We start from the raw sequence: 17,282 nt of genomic DNA, 5'->3' as shown, positions 1-17,282 counted from the left end.
CTTTCTTCCCCCAAAATTGTCATCCTGAGCGAAGGCTCGCGCCTTTGCGAGCCGAAGCCGAAGGACCCCGAAGTCATTCACTGCACCGACACGAATCAACCGTTTCAGCCACGACCGCACGTATCTTTCTGCGCACCTGGCTTGTGGTCCCAAAATTCGGTAGCGATAATGCGGGCATGGGCGCCCCACAGCATCAACTCGTGATTGAGTTTGAATCTTCAACAATGGAAAGCTTCAACGAACTGCAGCCCCTTGAGGAACTACTCCGTTCCGGTTTCGGAGACGATCCGGATGTATTGGTCGACGGACATGACTTCGGCACGGGCATCTTCAACATCTTCATTCACACCAACACGCCCGAACCGACGTTTGAGAAAACTCTGGCGATCATCGAGGGCGCGCGCCCCGGAGCGGAACTGAGGGCCGGATACCGTGACTTCAACGAGGACGACTACGTACCGCTCCATCCCCAAAGTCTGGAGTCCTTCGAGCTTCGGTAGCCGGAGACACGTCAGTGCCTGCGGTCTCATGAATTGTTAGTCAAACCAACGGCGACGTCGGCAGCCCCAATTTCTAGTAAGTCTTACTGACCCCCTGCAACGTAACCGGCCCCTTGATCGCGGCCTTCTGCTTCGCCACCATCTCCGCCACATCCCCCAGCAGCTTCTTCGAGTCGAACACGATGCCATCCTTGATCGTGTACTCGATCCCACCCACGCGCTCCGTCTTTCCGGTCGCATCGTTCAGCCGCATCCATCCCGTCGGATACAGCACCTTCAGGTTCGCCAGCGGGTTCTCCCCGACGATCACCATGTCCGCCAGCTTGCCCGGGCGAATGATCCCAAAGTCCACCGTGTCCTGCTTCGGGCTCTGCAGTTCCTCGGCGCCATAGAGCGTCGCCGACCGGATCACCTCCAGCGGCGTAAACCCCGCCTCGCGCAGCATCTCCAACTCCTGGATGTAGGTGAACCCATACGTCTGATAGATGAAGCCCGCGTCGGTGCCCACCGTCACGTGCCCACCCGCGTTCTTGAAGTCGTTGATGAACTCCATCCAGATGCGGAAGTAGTTCTTGAACGCGACCTCATCCTCGGTCGTCCAGTTATAGAAGAACGATCCATGGTTCTCGCGATTGGGCTGGTAGTACTGCATCAGCGACGGCAGCGTGTACTGGTCGTGCCACTCCGCAGTGTAGGCGCGCATCAGGTCGCGCCCGGCCGAGTAGATCGTGAACGTCGGGTTCAGCACCGTGCCGCCCTTCACCCACTCGTCGATCAATCCATTCCACTGCGGACTGCCGCGCTGCGCAATCTTGTCCCAGTTCCTCGCCACCTGCCCAAAACGCATCTGCTCGTCGTTGTAGTTCTGGTCCGCGGGATAATCCTGCACCGTGGTCTGCGTCAGCATCGACTCGAACAACCCATAGCTGTGCGTCACGGTGCGCAGCCCCAGCCTCGTCGCGTCGATCGCCGTCAGCCGCGGCTCGCTCTCCTGTCCCAGGTGCGCCAGCGATCCCAGCTTGTACTTCTTGCCTTCATCCAGGATCGCCGCGACCACATCGGGATCTCCGCCAAACAGCTTGATGCCATCCGCGCCTTTGCCTGCGAGGAACCGCACCCACTCCCGCCCCAGCTCCGGAGTCTTCTCCGGCTTGTCCTTCCATCCATCGCCCGTAAACGCCGGCTGATAGACATAGATCCTCGGCGCCGTGATCTCGTTCTTCGCGCTGCGCTCGCGCTCCTTCAGCGTCCAGTCGAGCCCGCCGCCCGGCACGCCACGCACCGTCGTCACACCACTCGCCAGCCACAGCTTGTTCATGTACTCCGCATCCGGAGCCTTGTCCGGAGTGCCGTAGTGCACATGCGTGTCGACGAATCCCGGCATCAGGTACTTGCCGGTACCATCGATCTCCCGCTCACCCTTCGCTGGCCGTCCTTTGTCCCGTATCGGCCGATGCGGCACGCCCACGCTCACCACATCCACGATGCGATTGCCTTCCACCACCACATCCACCGGCCCCATCGGCGCCGCGCCCGTGCCATCGATCACCGTGATCCCACGAATCACCAGCCGCGTGTACGGGCCTCCGCCATCGCTCGGCGAGCGCGGAGGTGCAGGCGTCAACTTCTGCCCATGGGCAAGCGCGACCGCAACCAAGGCAACAAGGACAAGTCCACCGCGAACACGCTGGCGCATACGTCTCCCGAGCAGCTGAAGTGTTGATGTGCTGCGAGTATAACCGCGCAGACGCCGGCCACGGCCTTCCTTCGGGACTTGGCGTCAACACGAAACCGCACCTTTCGCAAATTGCCTCTTCACCCGGAAGCCCGCGCGCTATATTCTTCTCGCGACGTCAATCTCCTGAGGTCCCCTGTGATGCTGCGTCGCGCCTGGCTTCTGCTGGCTCCTGTCCTCTTCGCTTCCGCTGCGCTGACCAGCCACGCGCAGACGCCCTCAATCACCTCCGCGCCCAACGCCCCGGCCACCCCGCGCACTCCTATGCCCCGCGACTACCGTGGCGTACAGATCCACATCGACGGCATCTTCGTCACCCCCATCCCCAACGCGCCCTTCACTGCCTCGGTCCAGATCGTCTCCCACCAGGTGATGCCCGACGGCACCGAGCGTGTCGTCAAGACGGAGAACCACATCGCGCGCTCCTCCTCGGGACGCATCCGCAACGAGCGCCGCGCGCTTGTACCCTCCACGTTCAACGGCAAACCCCGGCTCATCTCCGCGCACTTCTACGACCCCAACACGCGCGAGAACATCTACACCGAAACGGCAACGCACATCGCGCGCCAGAGCGTACTGCCGCGGCCTCCGTCAACGCCGGCAATGATGCGTCCGCCAGACCAGCAGCCTAAGTTTCCCGGCGTCACCGTCACGGCTCTCGGCGATCAAAACCTCGGCGGCGTTACCCTCACCGGAACCCGCAAGACCCGCATCGTCCCCGCCGACCAGAGCGGCACCGGCAAACCCGTCACCATCACCGACGAGTACTGGTACTCGGCCGAGCTCTCGATCTACCTCATCATTCGGCACAACGATCCCCGCACCGGCGAGCAACTCGTCGCCGTCACCCAGATCGAGCGCGCGGAGCCTTCGGCCGACATGATGCAGGTGCCTACCGACTACAAGCTCGTCGACGAAACTCCGCCTCAGGTTCCACCGGATAGTCGTTGCCTCGCGGGCGCCGACAACTGCTAGCGGGCTGACACCCGCGCCTGGGACCTTTCTGCCTCCGACCGAATACGCCAGTCTGTCGCCCAAACGGCATTGCAGGCTACAGATCACTCAACACGATCGACGCCAGGACGAAAGCTCCGGCATCCGTGCGCCGTTCCATGCGGCGATGCCGTTGCGCCATTGCGTGCGCATCGCGCATCCCAAACGCCTCGCCAGCACTCCGCGCGCAACTTTGACCTTCGCGCCACATCTATACTCAGAACATGGCGATTCCCACCCTCCCGCGCACCCTCGGCCAGCTTCGCACCTCGGAATTCACGCCGGAACGCGTGGGACGCAGCGTCAAGGATGAGCTGCGCGACAACCTCATCGGCCGCCTGCGCGAGATCGCGCCCGGTGGCTCCAAAGCCGGAGAATCGCTCTTCCCAGGCATCGTCGGTTACGACGACACGGTCATTCCGCAGGTCGTCAACGCCGTGCTCTCCAAGCACAACTTCATCCTGCTCGGCCTCCGCGGTCAGGCCAAGTCCCGCATCCTGCGCTCGCTGACCGCCCTGCTCGATCCCTTCACGCCCTACGTCGCCGGCTCCGAGCTGCGCGACAACCCCTACAAGCCGCTGAGCAAGTTCTCCAAGGACCTCATCGCCGCACTCGGCGACGAAACCCCCATCGAGTACCTGACTCCCGAAGACCGCTACGTCGAAAAGCTCGCCACGCCCGACGTCACCGTGGCCGACTTGATCGGCGATGTTGATCCCATCAAGGCCGCACGTTCCGGCCACGAGCTCGGCTCCGAGCTCACCATGCACTACGGCCTGCTGCCCCGTGCCAATCGCGGCATCTTCGCCATCAACGAAGTCCCCGACCTGGCGGGCAAGATCCAGGTCGCCCTCTTCAACATCATGCAGGAGGGCGACGTGCAGATTAAGGGCTACCCCGTCCGCCTCGAGCTCGACGTGGCCATTGTCTTCTCCGCGAACCCCGAGGACTACACCGCGCGCGGCAAGATCGTCACCCCCCTCAAGGACCGCATCGGCTCTGAGATTCGCACGCACTATCCCGAGTCCGTCGAAGAGGCCATCGAGATCACCGCGCAGGAGGCCTGGACCGCACGCACCTACGTCGATGTGCCCAAGCAGTCCGGCCCCACCATTGAGAACATCCAGATCCCGCACTACATCCGCCAGATCGTCGAGCAGATCGCCTTCATCGCGCGCGATGATAAGAAGGTGGACAAGCGCTCCGGCGTCTCGCAGCGGCTCCCCATCTCGACGATGGAGCTTGTGCTCTCGAACGCCGAACGCCGCGCCCTGATCCATGGCGAGTCGCTCGTCGTGCCCCGCGTCGGCGACATCTACGCCGCACTCCCCGGTATCTCCGGCAAGATCGAGCTCGAGTACGAAGGCGAGCTCAAGGGCTCCGAGATCGTGGTGCGCGAGATCATCCGCCAGGCCGTCGCGCAGATCTACGATGGCTACTTCGCCGACACCAACACCCAGCAGATCGAGCAGTGGTTCAACCTCGGCGGCGCCGTCGAACTCAACGACAAGCAGCCCTCGCAGACCATCTTCACCACCATGCAGGAGATCCAGGGCCTCTTCGACAAGCTCACGCCGCTCAAGGTCACCAGCCGCACACCCGTCGAGGTCGCCGTCTCCGCCGCAGAGTTCCTCCTCGAAGGCATGACCGCCCACAAGAAGATCTCCCGCTCCGAAGCCCGCACGTTCACCGCCGGCGAAAAACGCCGCCGCAACGAAGACGCCGCCAACATGGGCGAACGCTCCCGCGAACGCGAGAAGGAAGCCCTCGCCGAAAAGGCCTTCAACCGCACCCGCCGCGGCTTCAACTAGCCTGCTGCCCGCATGGCTGCGGCTACACTATCCGCAGCCATGCTGCCCTTCCCTGGCATTCCCTATGGCCCCGCGCCCGCGTGGGTCTTTCCCGCGTTCGAGCTCTCCAGCTACGCGATGCTCGCGCTCTGCCTCGCGCACGCCATCCGCCGCGGCCGCATCGGCTCACTCTCGTACATCTTCGGCGGGCTCGGCTTCGGTCTTCTGCTCGAGTACCTCGAGGTCCGCTCGCACAGCTACACCTACGGCCACTTCGGCATCATGCTCGGCCACGCTCCGTTCAACATCCCTCTCTGCATCGGCTGCGACTGGGCCGTCATCATGTACGTCTCGCGCATTTTCAGCGACGCCCTTCGCCTGCCCTGGCAGGCCGCTGCCGCGCTCGATACGCTGCTCGCGCTCAACGTTGACCTCTCGCTCGATGTCGTCGCCTACCGCCTGCACATGTGGCACTGGAACTGGCCCCCGCAATACAACGCGCTCACCACGCAGTGGTTCGGCATCCCCTACGGCAACTTCGTCGGCTGGATCACCGTGGTCTTCGGCTACTCCTTCTTCAGCCGCTGGTTCGAGCGACTCATCGTCCGCCATGACCACACCCAGCACCACAGGATCGCCGCCTGGCAGTTCCCACTCGTCGCAGCACTCAGCCTCATCGCCTCGCAGCTCGTGCTCACCTTCAACGAAGTACTTCTCTACCCCTTCGTCGCGCGTCACCTCAGCATCACCTCCCCGCGACGCTTCTCTCTCTTCGCCGCGCTGCTGTTGATCACCGCCGTCACAGGCTGGGCGCGCAGACCCAGACCGCGCCGCACCATCCCCTCACTCGCCACCTTCGCGCCCGTCTACTTCCACCTGTTCTTCCTGATGTTGTTCTTCGCCTTCGGCTTCTACCGCGAGAGCCGCTGGATGACCGCCGTCTCCTGCAGCAACGGAGCACTCGGCATCCTGCTGCATCTCCTGCCCTTCACAAAGAGTTCCGCGAAGGCCAGGGAAGCCATCCAAGGCTCCTCGACGGAACCGGCATCAGCCTGAACCTCCACACCTGAAATTCACCGTCTTGAAACAGTGAGTGCGTCCTCGTGGCCGCCGTCAAAGCCGCTTGCCGGGCCGTGTCCAGCCATCACTCCCGGAGCGTATGATTCTGCGCGCGGCGGGTCTTTCACCTTCGCACGCCACGAAGGTCAGCCCACGCGCGATCCATCCGGAATCATCCAAGGAGCCTCCCCATGGCCACAAGCTCGCTCGTCAATCCCGCCACCGGAACCCTCAATCTTCGCAAGCACTACGACAACTACATCGGCGGTCGCTGGGTCGCGCCCGTCAGTGGCCAGTACTTCGACAACGTCACTCCCGTCACCGGCGAAGTCCTCTGCCAGATCGCTCGCTCCAACACGCAGGATGTCGATCTCGCCCTCGACGCAGCCCACGCCGCCCGCGCCGCGTGGGGTGGCAGCTCTGCCGCCGACCGCGCCCGCGCCCTCGAGCGCATCGCCGACCGTATGGGCGAACACCTCATCGAGCTCGCTACAGTCGAAACCTGGGACAACGGCAAGCCCATCCGCGAGACCATGGCCGCCGACATCCCGCTCGCCATCGAGCACTTCCGCTACTTCGCCGGCTGCATCCGTGCGCAGGAAGGCGCCCTTTCGCAGCTCGACGAGCTGACCGTCGCGTATCACTATCACGAGCCCCTCGGCGTCGTCGGCCAGATCATCCCATGGAACTTCCCCATCCTCATGGCTGCATGGAAGCTCGCTCCAGCGCTGGCCGCGGGCAACTGCATCGTCCTCAAGCCTGCGGAGCAGACACCGCTCTCCATCCTCATCCTGATGGAGCTCATCGACGACATCCTTCCTCCGGGCGTCCTGAACATCGTCAACGGCTTCGGCCTCGAGGCCGGCAAGCCCCTCGCTACCAGCCCACGCATCAAGAAGATCGCCTTCACCGGTGAAACCACCACCGGCCGCCTCATCATGCAGTACGCTTCGCAGAACCTCATCCCCGTGACGCTCGAGCTCGGCGGCAAGAGCCCCAACATCTTCTTCGCCGACGTCATGAACGAAGACGATGCCTTCTTCGACAAGGCACTCGAGGGCTTCGCACTCTTCGCGCTCAACCAGGGCGAGGTCTGCACCTGTCCTTCGCGTGCGCTTATCCAGCAGTCCATCTACGACCGTTTCATGGAGCGCGCCATCAAGCGCGTCGAAGCCATCAAGCAGGGCTCGCCGCTCGAGAAGGACACCATGATCGGCGCACAGGCCTCGTCCGAACAGCTCGAGAAGATCCTCAGCTACATCGACATCGGCAAGCAGGAAGGCGCAAAGGTCCTCACCGGTGGCGAGCGCAACATCCTCGAAGGCAACCTGCGCAACGGCTACTACGTACAGCCCACCATCTTCGAAGGTCATAACAAGATGCGCATCTTCCAGGAGGAGATCTTCGGCCCCGTCGTCTCCGTCACCACCTTCAAGGACGAAGCCGAAGCCCTCGAGATCGCCAACGACACGCTTTACGGCCTCGGCGCCGGCCTGTGGACGCGCGACATGAACCGCGCCTACCGCATGGGCCGCGGCATCGAGGCCGGCCGCGTCTGGACCAACTGCTACCACCTCTATCCCGCGCACGCGGCCTTCGGCGGCTACAAGCAGTCCGGCATCGGCCGTGAAAACCACAAGATGATGCTCGACCACTACCAGCAGACCAAGAACATCCTCGTCAGCTACAACCCCAACAAGCTCGGCTTCTTCTAGACCAACGTCCGAATCGGGTGCCCCGGGTCCGGACTCTCGGACCCGGGCTAACCTGCCACATAGCCCTTCCCGCTAACGCATGACCACCGCGATCCAACCCGCCCAGGTTCAAGCCACCCCCGCTGCGCTCGAGCTGATCGACAGGCTCGCAGCGAAGCACGGTCCTGTCATGTTCCATCAATCCGGCGGCTGCTGCGACGGCTCCTCGCCCATGTGCTATCCCCAGGGCGAGTTCCCTCTGAGCGATCACGACGTGCTCCTGGGCAAGCTGAACGGTACTCCCTTCTACATCTCCGCTCCGCAGTTCGAGTACTGGAAGCACACGCAGCTCACGCTCGATGTCGTCAATGGCCGCGGCGGCATGTTCTCGCTCGAGAACGGTGAAGGCGTTCGCTTCCACATCCGCTCCCGCATCTTCACCGACGAAGAGATTGCCACCCTCCGCGCCTCGGGCCGCATTTAGAATCGGCTCTCATAGGCCGGGAGCCTGGACAAAGCCGCATGTGGGGACCTGACGATACCTTTGGCCGCTGGCTGCAGTTCGTATGCGGCATCGCAGCCCTCGGGCTCGTCATCGGCGTCTGGGAGTTCGTCGGCTTCTTTGATCTATATGGCGATATTGCCATGGCCGGGCTCGGCTATCTGGCAATCCGTTGCCTCTGGTATGCAGCCACCGGCCGCAACAATCTCAACAGCCTCGACAACTGAGCGAACCCTCACCGTCCCTTCGCTACAATCACCCTCATGCCACGCTATTCCCGGCCCCGCAGCTGGAAGTCGCACGTCCGCATCTGGACGCCGCCGGTCCTGGCCCTGCTCTGCATCGGCTTCTTTGTGTATCAGGAGCACGCCTACAAGCATCGGCAACTGACCTCGTGGACAACAACCAACGCAACGGCCGACGATGTCCGCCTCCAGCCCGTCTCCCGCTTCGCCCTTGAATATGGCAGCAAGCCTCTCTACGAGACCTACGTCCTCGCCAGCTACACCGTGAACGGTGCGCCCCACAAGGACTGGCTGCCGCTCTCCGAATCGCCGAAAGCAGACAAAGCAGCGCACGCTGAAGCCGATGCCATCAAAGGGAAGCAGTGCTTCGTCCGCTGGGATCCCGCAACACCCGACCAGAAGATCGTGGAGCTGCAATAGAACAGCATTGATGGCTGTACCTTCCGCTTGCGAATCACAGGATGAACGGCGCCTATGCCCGAACTCCCCGACATCACGGCCTACCTCACAGCCCTCGCGCCGCGCGTGATCGATCAGCCCCTCGAGTTCATCCGCATCGCTTCGCCCTTTTTGCTGCGCACCGTCGATCCACCACTCGCCGCCTTCGAAGGCAAGCCCGTCAAGGCTCTTCGCCGCATCGGAAAACGGATCGTCTTCGAGTTCGAAGACGATCCGCATTCTGGGCCCTCCGCCCTGACCCCAGCCCCCCTGTTCCTGGTCCTGCACCTGATGATCGCCGGCCGCCTTCACTGGCATGACCTCACGCCGAAGAAGCCGCGGCCCAAGGTTGCGACCAAAGGCAACCTCGCCGCCTTCGACTTCCCCAACGGCACGCTCACGCTAACCGAGGCGGGATCGAAGCGCCGCGCCTCCCTCTATGCCGTCCGCGGCGAAGCGGCACTGCATGACCTTGATCCCGGAGGCCTCGACATCTTCGCCCTCACACTCGAAGAGTTACGCGCCGCACTCACGCAGGAGAACCGCACCCTCAAGCGCGCCCTCACCGATCCACGCGTCCTCTCCGGCATCGGCAACGCTTACTCGGACGAGATCCTCTGGGCCGCGCAGCTCTCTCCTTTGCTGCAGACGCGCAAGCTTACCGATGCCCAGTGGCAGAGCCTTTACAACGCCACGCGCGAGACGCTCACGGTCTGGATCGAGCGCTTCAACACCGAGGCCGCGAAGTCCTTCCCCGAGAAGGTCACCGCGTTTCGCCCCGACATGGCCGTACACGGACGCCACAACCTTCCCTGCCCCCGCTGCGGCTCACCCGTGCAGCGAATCCGCTACGCCGACAACGAGACCAACTACTGCGCCACCTGCCAGACCGAAGGCAAGGTCCTTGCCGATCGCTCACTCTCCCGCCTCCTCGGTTCCGATTGGCCACGCACGCTGGACGAGCTGGAAGCTTTGCGGCGGAAGTAGTTCGGCCCGATTGAACTTCGAGACAAACGCTTTCTTTGCACGTTTCGCTATCCAATCGTCCGGACTCCGAACTAAGATGGTCTCGTTCTTCGGAGGAACATGCTCAAGGCTCCATTTCTCGTCGCCCTCGCCCTCGTCCCGGCCCTCGCCAGCGCGCAGCATGTGACCTCGACCACAGCTTCCGTGATCGGCGTCCCCTCCCGGATCGCGTTGTTACGGTCCACGAGCGATCCCCTGCAGCGCTCGGCCATCCAAGGCCTCAAGTCCTGCGTCGCGACAGCACCCATTACTCCTCCCTCAGGCCCCATGCAGATCCCGCATCACTACCTCAGCGGTTCGCACGGCCCCACCAATCCTGAAGAGAAGAAGCAGACTGAGGTCTACGGTGCGTTCGAGCGGCGCACCACTGCCGGCATGAACCAGTACCTCGCGACAGGCAGCCACGCCGAAGCCCAATGTGCGCTAGACCAGATGGACGCCTGGGCCAGGGCCAACACCCTCATGGACTATGACCCGCATGTGAACCAGAACAGCCAGTCCTGGTTCCAGGTCGAATGGACGCTCTCCAGCCTCGGCACCACCCTCTCGGTGCTTGTCAACGACCAGGCCCTCGACCCTGCAAAGCTCGCGCGCGTCGAAAAATGGCTCAACGCCTCCGCGCACAGGATGATCGGCTTCGAAGGCCCGAAGGACATCAACAATCATCACGACTGGCGTGCCCTCGCAGCTATCTCCATCGGCGTCGTCACGAAAGATAACTCCCTCTTCGACTTCGGCGTGACTGCCTACAAGGATGCTGTCGCACAGATCGACAAGAACGGTGCCTTCCCCCTAGAAATGGCCCGGCACGAGCGCGCCATCCACTACCAGTCCTTCGCGCTGCAACCGCTTGTCATGATCGCCGAGTTCGCAGAGCACCAACACATCGACCTGTATGCCTACGCAAAGAACGGCCGCACGTTGCGCGACGCCGTCCGCTTCCTCGGCCACGCCATGGATGATCCCACCATCGTGAAGTCCTACACCAGCGACGCGCAGATGATCGACTTCGCAGGCAGCGACTTCGCTCCCTTCGTCTTCTACGCCGCGCGCTTTGGTAACGACGATCTCGGCAACACCATCACCAACGGATTGAAGGAGCCTGTCTTCGAGACGCGCATCGGTGGCAGCACCACGGTCATGGCCGCAAAGTAACCCGCAGGCTCGCACCTTATGCCTGTATCAGCGCCAGTGACATCGCGAATCCCCGCATGAATAGTGCTTATTCCGCGCGACAGCACGCAGGCATGCGGTCTACGCTGATGCCATGACGACGCTGACGCAAGAGCTCTTCGACACCACAGCCGCCACCTACGACACCGACCGCGCGAAGCTGATCCCCTGCAACGATGCCTTCTATCGCAAGGCCATCGAGCTCATCCCCGCAGGCGCGCTGCGCATCCTCGATCTCGGCGCAGGCTCTGGCATCCTCAGTGAGTTGGTGCGCCGTCATCATCCGGCATCACGCGTTCACCTGCTCGACTTCTCTGCAGCCATGCTCGATCGCGCGCGGACGCGCCTCGCAGGCGACGACATGGTGAGCTTCGAGGTCGCGGACTACAACACCGCAACTCTCGGTGAAGGCTGGGACGCCATCGTCTCCGCGCTCTCCATCCATCACCTCGAAGATGGGAACAAGCGCAAACTCTTCGCGCGACTCGTGCCTGCGCTCAAGCACGGCGGCATCTTCATCAATGCGGAGCAGGTCGCCGGCCCCACGCCGCATCTCGAAGAGACCTACAAGCGCCTGTGGCTTGAACAGGTCCGCGCCGCCGGAGCCACCGAGCAGCAGATCAAAGACTCACTCTATCGCCAGGCCGAAGACCGCTCCGCCTCCGTCGAAGACCAGCTGCAATGGATGCGCGAGGCCGGCTTCATCGACGTCGATTGCTGGTTCAAGGACAACCGCTTCGCTGTCCTCGCGGGGGTCCGGCCAGTCGCGTAACAACTCGCAGCCCGAAGCTCGAAGCCCGAAGCTCGAAACCCGAAGCTCGAAACCCGAAGCTCAATCGTCGTCCTCTGACCCTGTAGTGAACCATGGAAAGAGGCCGGTAGCGACGCCCCTCAAGCTTCGGGGAGAGCGCGCTCCTACGCGGTCGCCTGCAGCCTCTCCAGCAGCATCGGTCCCGCCTGCGACACACTGCCCGCACCCAGCGTCATCACCAGGTCCCCAGGCCTTGCATCCTGTGCCAGCCGCTCCACCGCCTCCTGCATCGTCGGCGTGTAGTACACGCGGCCTCCGTTCACCTCGCGAATCACGTCCGCGAGCCGTTCGCCGGTGATACCTTCGATGGGCTCCTCGCTCGCCGCATAGATGTCCAGTACCTTCACCGCATCCGCATCGCCAAAGGCATTCGCAAACTCGTCCATCAGATCACGCGTTCGCGTGTAACGATGCGGCTGGAAGAGCACCAGCACACGACCATAGCCGCACTGCCGCGCAGCTTCCAGCGTCGCCTTGATCTCCGTCGGATGATGCCCATAGTCGTCAACGACCGTGATGCCGTTCACCACGCCCTTCACCTGAAACCGCCGGTCAACACCACGAAACGTCTTCAGCCCTTCCGCGATCTTCGCCGGCGCAATGCCTACCTGCACGCCGATCGCAATCGCCGCCGTCGCATTCAGCACGTTGTGCTTGCCGGGGACATGCAGATCGAACGGCCCCAGCACGAGCCCCAGCGTGTTCACCTCGAAGCGCGACACCGCCCGAGACCCGAGATCAGCCCCCAGCGGCTCGTCCTTGCTCACCGCACCGGCCATCGGCAGCACGCGCAGCCGGAAGTCCGCATCCGGGCTTTCGCCATACGTGTATACGCGCCGCGTCACGCGCGGCAGGATCGACTTCAGCCGCGGGTTGTCGATGCACGCGGTCACCGCTCCATAGAACGGCACCTTGTTCATGAACTCGAGGAACGCATTCTCCACGTCCGCCATATCCGCATAGGTGTCCATGTGCTCACGGTCGAGGTTCGTCACTACCGAAAGAATCGGCGGCAGCTTCAGGAAGCTGCGATCGCTCTCGTCCGCTTCAGCCACAAGGTACCGGCTGGTACCAAGTCGCGCATTCGAGCCCATCGCCCCCACGCGTCCACCCACCACCACCGTCGGATCGAGCCCGCCACCCGCCAGCACCGCCGCCACCATGCTGGTCGTGGTCGTCTTGCCGTGCATCCCCGCAATGGCGATGCCATACTTCAGCCGCATCAGCTCCGCGAGCATCTCCGCACGCTGGATTACCGGAATCTTCCGCAGCCGCGCCTGCAGCACCTCGGGGTTGTCTCGCGCCACAGCCGAGCTCGTCACCACCACATCGCTCGCCGCGGAGTTCCTTCCCTCATGGCCCACGAAGATCGTCGCGCCAAGACCCTTCAGCCGCTCCGTCGCCGGGCTCGCCTTCAGGTCCGACCCTGACACGCTGTACCCCATCGTCAACAGGATCTCCGCGATCCCGCTCATTCCAATCCCGCCGATTCCGATAAAGTGCACGCGCTGCGCGGGCGCGAACATGGCATGCTCTGGCAGACTCATCTGCGGTCTTGCTCCTTCACTGCTGGGCTCCTACTAAGGTAGACCCTTTCGCCCAAAATACTGTGTTTGCACCCCTTAGATGCCGCGGAACCATTCACCGCGTTCACCGCAAGAAGCCCTTCACTTTGGCGCAACAAATTCCGGCACTTGCGTGTCTAATCGATTGAGCGCCCGGGAACAAGCAGATTCCCCGGCTCAACTCCCGGACCACACCTCGCAACTGCGGGTGGTGCAGCAACCGAAGGTCGGCCGGGAAGGATGATCGAATGATCACGCCACGCACATCGCGCAACACTTTTCTCGCAGCCGCTGCCGTTGCAGCGCTCGCTGCCGCTCCCGTCCAGTCCGCCTTCGCGCAGGATCCGTACGCTGCGCAGCAATACGCTCCTCAGCAGCAACAGCAGTACGACCAGTATCAGGGGCAGCCGCAATACGCTCCCCAGCAGGGATACGCCGGTCAGCAGCAGCAGCCCTACGGCGACCCGAACGGAGCTTATGCGGATCAGGGCCAGGGTCAGGGCTACTCGGATCCCCAGTACCCCGACAACTACGATCCCAACCAGATGAACCCCGTCACGCAGCCGCAGGTCACGGCCCAGTACGCTCCGCCGGCGATCCCGGCGGACCAGTACCAGCCTCCCTGCCCCGGCGACGGCTACCTGTGGACGCCCGGCTACTGGGCCTGGGGCCCGCAGGGCTACTACTGGGTCAACGGCGCCTGGGTCATGCCTCCTTACGCCAACGGCCTCTGGACCCCCGGCTACTGGGGCTGGTATGACGGCTTCTACGGCTGGTACCCCGGCTACTGGGGCTACCGCGTCGGCTACTATGGCGGCATCAACTACGGCTTCGGCTACTTCGGCCTCGGCTTCTTCGGTGGCTACTGGTACGGCAATCACTTCTGGTACAACCGCGCTTACGGCCACTTCGGCGCAGGCTTCGGCGGCCACTTCTACAACCACGTCTATGCCGGCTTTGGCGGCGGCTACCGCGCTGGCGGTGCAGGCTTTGCCCGCGTCGGAGCAGGTGGTCGTCCCGTAGGCTACGCTGCCCGCGGCAACGAAGGCGCCTTCCGTGGCGGTGGTGCCGTCTCCGGCTATCGCGGCGGTTCCCCAACCTCGGCAGCCCGCCCCGGCGGCAACTACCAGGGCGGAGCTCGCCCCCAGGGCAACGTCCAGGGCGGCGGTCACTTCGCTGCTCCTAACGGCGGAGCCAACTTCTCCGGCGGCGCACGACCCAGCTACTCCGGTGGTGGTGGCGGAGCCCGTCCCAGCTACTCAGGAGGAGGCGGCGGTGCCCGTCCCAGCGCTGGTGGCGGTGGTGGTGGCTTCCACGGTGGTGGGGGCGGCGGATCGCACGGTGGCGGCGGTGGTGGACACCACTAAGCTGCAGCTTCACAAGTACGAAACAGCCGAGGGCTGAGGTCAACAACCTCAGCCCTTTCGCTTTGTTAGAAATGGTCCGATCCTGACGCGAAGCGCTAACGGCGAAGCCGCTGCCGAGAATCGCTAACGCGCAGCGATTCCCGCGAGTTCCAGAACCATCCCTGCGATCCGCTCCAGCGCTCCGGGCTTCGCCATCGCCCGCGCCGCCTCAGACATCGCCTCGCGCCTCGGCGCGTCGTTCAGCAACCCCACCAGAGCCCCCAGCAGCGACTCCTCGGTGACAGCCCTCTGCAGCAACATCTCTGCGGCGCCCGCCTGCACCAGCAGCTCCGCATTCTTCCGCTGATGATCGTCCGCCGCCGTCGGCAAGGGCACCAGCACACTCGGCTTTCCTGCCGCCGCCAGCTCCGCCACGGTGCTGCCCGCACGCGCCAGGACCACATCTGCGGCCTGATACTGCGCCGGCATGTCCGTCAGGAACGCCGCTACCGTCCATCGTGCCGGGTCCGCTCCGCTCGCAGCGTACGCCGCCTGCGTCGCCTCCAGCTGCCTCACGCCCGACTGATGCACGATCGTCAACCCCGGCACCGCCTCCATCAACCGCAGCGCAATCTTCGGCAGCGTCTCGTTGAACACCTGCGCCCCATTGCTGCCCGCCGTCACCAGCAGTCGCGGAGCCTCGCCCGCGCCCTTCGACGTCACCGCAAAGATCTCCGGCCGCACCGGCACGCCCGTCACCTGCGCGTTGCGAAAAAAGCTCGCCGTTTGAGGAAAGTTCACCGCCGCCGCGCTCACCCGCTTGCCCAGCACGCGATTCGTAAATCCCGGCACCGCGTTGGGTTCGTACGCCAGCGTCGGCACGCCCCGCAGCACCGCCGCGATCATCGCCGGCCCGCTTGCATACCCGCCCACACCCACCACCACCGCGGGTTTGAAGCTGCCAATCAGCCCCATGCACCGCAAGATGCCCAGCGGCAGGTCCGTCATCGTCTTCAGCCGCGTCGCCAGGGACACATTCTTCAGCTGCCCGCTCTTCACCAGCTCCAGCCGGAAGCCAGCCTCCGGCACCAGCTTCGTCTCCACGCCCCGCGCCGTGCCCACATAGATCACCTCGGCGCCATGCTTGTCGCGCAGCTCGCGACCAATCGCCAGCGCCGGGATCACATGCCCGCCCGTGCCGCCACCGGCGATCATCACCCGCAGAGCGCTGTTGGATCCTCTACTCACTATTCACGACTCACTTTTCACTGGTGGAAGGACGCGAAGCGTCATTCCACCTCCCGCGTCACATTCAGAAGCACGCCCATCGTCGCCAGCGTCACCAACACACTCGTGCCACCCGACGAGATAAACGGCAGCGGAATTCCCTTCGTCGGCAGCAGCGCCAGCACCACGCTCATGTTGAAGAACGCCTGCACCAGCAGCACCGACGTCAGCCCGAACGCCAGGAACCGGGCAAACGGATCGCGCGATAAAAACGCCGTCCGCAGCCCTCGATACCCGAGAATGCAGAACGCCGCCAGCACACACAATCCGCCAATCATCCCCAGCTCCTCGCAGATGTTCGCGAAGATAAAGTCCGTGTGCGGCTCCGGCAGATAAAACAGCTTCTGCACGCCTTCCATCAGCCCGCGTCCCCTCACTCCACCCGAGCCCACCGCGATCAGCGATTGCAGAATGTGGAAGCCCGCGCCCTTCGGGTCGGACTCCGGATCCAGGAACACCAGCATGCGCTTCCGGCGGAAGGCCACGTGGAACAGCATCCAGTAGAGCACCGGCGCAGCCACCGCCAGCGCCACCCCGATCCACTTCATCTGCATGCCTGCCAGGTAAAGCATCATCATCATCACCGCCGCGCACACCAGCGCAGTGCCCAGGTCCGGCTCCTTGAGGATGAGTGCAATGAACAGCAGCGGCGGCAGCACCGCCGGCAGGATCGTGTCCTTCACGTTGTCGATCTGGTGCAGCCGCGTCTGCAGCCACCACGCCAGGAACAGCACCGTCATCGGCTTCGCCAGCTCACTGGGCTCCAGCGTAAAGCCACCCGCGAACCGCACCCAGCGGTGCGCTCCATTCATCCCGTGCATGAAGAACACCAGCAGCAGCAGGATGCCCGTGATCGCCATCGCCGGAAAGATGATCCGCGGGTTGTTGTACTTGCGATAGTCCACCCGCATCAGCACAAACAGGATGACCATGCCCACGGTCACATACGCGGCCTGCTTGATCACAAAGGCATACGGCGAGCCCATCGTCGCCTGGGCCATCACCGCCGAGGCCGAGAACACACTCACCAGCCCAAATAGCACCAGCAGCAGCACCGTCCCGAATAACCACTTGTCCGCGCCGACCCGCTTCGCCATTCAGCCCCCCGCCTGCGGACG

At 63.6% G+C, this 17,282-nt stretch carries 16 protein-coding genes; 12 read left to right on the top strand and 4 right to left on the bottom strand.

Going from position 1 to position 17,282, the window contains the following annotated elements:
- Window positions 1–200: 200 nt before the first annotated feature.
- Window positions 201–500, top strand: coding sequence for an ABC transporter (locus C4S68_RS09025; protein ID WP_146072086.1), 300 nt, complete (start codon window positions 201–203; stop codon window positions 498–500).
- 73 nt (window positions 501–573) lie between these two features.
- Here C4S68_RS09025 and C4S68_RS09020 read toward each other — a convergent pair whose 3' ends face one another.
- Complete coding sequence (locus C4S68_RS09020) at window positions 574–2,196, bottom strand: amidohydrolase family protein (protein WP_103932695.1); 1,623 nt, start codon at window positions 2,194–2,196, stop codon at window positions 574–576.
- Between the two features lie 180 nt (window positions 2,197–2,376).
- Between C4S68_RS09020 and C4S68_RS09015 the strand changes: the two genes are divergently transcribed.
- The 10 genes from C4S68_RS09015 (at window position 2,377) to C4S68_RS08970 (ending at window position 11,927) form a co-directional block, all read left to right on the top strand.
- Window positions 2,377–3,210, top strand: coding sequence for a hypothetical protein (locus tag C4S68_RS09015; protein ID WP_103932694.1), 834 nt, complete (start codon window positions 2,377–2,379; stop codon window positions 3,208–3,210).
- A 242-nt stretch (window positions 3,211–3,452) separates the two neighbouring features.
- Window positions 3,453–5,039: a sigma 54-interacting transcriptional regulator gene (locus tag C4S68_RS09010; RefSeq protein ID WP_103932693.1), complete on the top strand. Its 1,587-nt coding sequence runs from the start codon at window positions 3,453–3,455 to the stop codon at window positions 5,037–5,039.
- A 12-nt stretch (window positions 5,040–5,051) separates the two neighbouring features.
- A complete protein-coding gene (locus tag C4S68_RS09005) occupies window positions 5,052–6,074 on the top strand; it encodes a carotenoid biosynthesis protein (protein WP_103932692.1) in 1,023 nt (340 codons plus the stop codon).
- A 194-nt stretch (window positions 6,075–6,268) separates the two neighbouring features.
- Window positions 6,269–7,792: an aldehyde dehydrogenase gene (gene adh, locus C4S68_RS09000; RefSeq protein ID WP_103932691.1), complete on the top strand. Its 1,524-nt coding sequence runs from the start codon at window positions 6,269–6,271 to the stop codon at window positions 7,790–7,792.
- 79 nt (window positions 7,793–7,871) lie between these two features.
- On the top strand, window positions 7,872–8,255 hold the full coding sequence (locus C4S68_RS08995) for a DUF779 domain-containing protein (protein WP_103932690.1): 384 nt from the start codon (window positions 7,872–7,874) through the stop codon (window positions 8,253–8,255).
- 38 nt (window positions 8,256–8,293) lie between these two features.
- Entirely contained in the window at window positions 8,294–8,500 is a 207-nt protein-coding gene (locus C4S68_RS08990) for a hypothetical protein (RefSeq protein WP_103932689.1), read from the top strand.
- 36 nt (window positions 8,501–8,536) lie between these two features.
- Window positions 8,537–8,938: a hypothetical protein gene (locus C4S68_RS08985; protein WP_103932688.1), complete on the top strand. Its 402-nt coding sequence runs from the start codon at window positions 8,537–8,539 to the stop codon at window positions 8,936–8,938.
- A gap of 54 nt (window positions 8,939–8,992) precedes the next feature.
- Window positions 8,993–9,943, top strand: coding sequence for an Fpg/Nei family DNA glycosylase (locus tag C4S68_RS08980; RefSeq protein ID WP_103932687.1), 951 nt, complete (start codon window positions 8,993–8,995; stop codon window positions 9,941–9,943).
- A 99-nt stretch (window positions 9,944–10,042) separates the two neighbouring features.
- On the top strand, window positions 10,043–11,137 hold the full coding sequence (locus C4S68_RS08975; protein WP_103932686.1) for an alginate lyase family protein: 1,095 nt from the start codon (window positions 10,043–10,045) through the stop codon (window positions 11,135–11,137).
- Between the two features lie 112 nt (window positions 11,138–11,249).
- Window positions 11,250–11,927, top strand: a complete 678-nt coding sequence (locus C4S68_RS08970; protein ID WP_103932685.1) for a class I SAM-dependent methyltransferase — start codon at window positions 11,250–11,252, stop codon at window positions 11,925–11,927.
- A gap of 143 nt (window positions 11,928–12,070) precedes the next feature.
- Here C4S68_RS08970 and murC read toward each other — a convergent pair whose 3' ends face one another.
- Window positions 12,071–13,492 (bottom strand): UDP-N-acetylmuramate--L-alanine ligase, encoded by a 1,422-nt coding sequence (gene murC / locus C4S68_RS08965; RefSeq protein WP_103932801.1) that lies wholly within the window; start codon window positions 13,490–13,492, stop codon window positions 12,071–12,073.
- A gap of 287 nt (window positions 13,493–13,779) precedes the next feature.
- On the opposite strand from murC, the gene C4S68_RS08960 reads away from it, so the two are divergent.
- Window positions 13,780–14,898, top strand: a complete 1,119-nt coding sequence (locus C4S68_RS08960; protein WP_235011471.1) for a YXWGXW repeat-containing protein — start codon at window positions 13,780–13,782, stop codon at window positions 14,896–14,898.
- A 123-nt stretch (window positions 14,899–15,021) separates the two neighbouring features.
- On the opposite strand, the gene murG is transcribed toward C4S68_RS08960, so the two are convergent.
- Together murG and ftsW are read right to left on the bottom strand one after the other, a co-directional pair.
- A complete protein-coding gene (murG, locus tag C4S68_RS08955; protein ID WP_103932684.1) occupies window positions 15,022–16,092 on the bottom strand; it encodes an undecaprenyldiphospho-muramoylpentapeptide beta-N-acetylglucosaminyltransferase in 1,071 nt (356 codons plus the stop codon).
- A 74-nt stretch (window positions 16,093–16,166) separates the two neighbouring features.
- On the bottom strand, window positions 16,167–17,261 hold the full coding sequence (gene ftsW / locus C4S68_RS08950; RefSeq protein WP_103932683.1) for a putative lipid II flippase FtsW: 1,095 nt from the start codon (window positions 17,259–17,261) through the stop codon (window positions 16,167–16,169).
- Window positions 17,262–17,282 lie beyond the last annotated feature (21 nt).

Origin of the sequence: Bryocella elongata, from assembly GCF_900108185.1 — a bacterium.
GTDB lineage: Bacteria > Acidobacteriota > Terriglobia > Terriglobales > Acidobacteriaceae > Granulicella > Granulicella elongata.
Note: the sequence above shows the minus strand (reverse complement) of the source record. Positions and strands in the feature narration are given on the sequence as shown.

Coding starts and splice junctions, on each gene's coding strand:
- C4S68_RS09020 (WP_103932695.1), bottom strand. CDS start 2,196: ATGCGCCAGCGTGTTCGCGGTGGACTTGTCCTTGTTGCCTTGGTTGCG.
- C4S68_RS09015 (WP_103932694.1), top strand. CDS start 2,377: ATGCTGCGTCGCGCCTGGCTTCTGCTGGCTCCTGTCCTCTTCGCTTCC.
- C4S68_RS09010 (WP_103932693.1), top strand. CDS start 3,453: ATGGCGATTCCCACCCTCCCGCGCACCCTCGGCCAGCTTCGCACCTCG.
- C4S68_RS09005 (WP_103932692.1), top strand. CDS start 5,052: ATGGCTGCGGCTACACTATCCGCAGCCATGCTGCCCTTCCCTGGCATT.
- adh (WP_103932691.1), top strand. CDS start 6,269: ATGGCCACAAGCTCGCTCGTCAATCCCGCCACCGGAACCCTCAATCTT.
- C4S68_RS08995 (WP_103932690.1), top strand. CDS start 7,872: ATGACCACCGCGATCCAACCCGCCCAGGTTCAAGCCACCCCCGCTGCG.
- C4S68_RS08990 (WP_103932689.1), top strand. CDS start 8,294: ATGTGGGGACCTGACGATACCTTTGGCCGCTGGCTGCAGTTCGTATGC.
- C4S68_RS08985 (WP_103932688.1), top strand. CDS start 8,537: ATGCCACGCTATTCCCGGCCCCGCAGCTGGAAGTCGCACGTCCGCATC.
- C4S68_RS08980 (WP_103932687.1), top strand. CDS start 8,993: ATGCCCGAACTCCCCGACATCACGGCCTACCTCACAGCCCTCGCGCCG.
- C4S68_RS08975 (WP_103932686.1), top strand. CDS start 10,043: ATGCTCAAGGCTCCATTTCTCGTCGCCCTCGCCCTCGTCCCGGCCCTC.
- C4S68_RS08970 (WP_103932685.1), top strand. CDS start 11,250: ATGACGACGCTGACGCAAGAGCTCTTCGACACCACAGCCGCCACCTAC.
- murC (WP_103932801.1), bottom strand. CDS start 13,492: ATGTTCGCGCCCGCGCAGCGCGTGCACTTTATCGGAATCGGCGGGATT.
- C4S68_RS08960 (WP_235011471.1), top strand. CDS start 13,780: ATGATCACGCCACGCACATCGCGCAACACTTTTCTCGCAGCCGCTGCC.
- murG (WP_103932684.1), bottom strand. CDS start 16,092: ATGATCGCCGGTGGCGGCACGGGCGGGCATGTGATCCCGGCGCTGGCG.
- ftsW (WP_103932683.1), bottom strand. CDS start 17,261: ATGGCGAAGCGGGTCGGCGCGGACAAGTGGTTATTCGGGACGGTGCTG.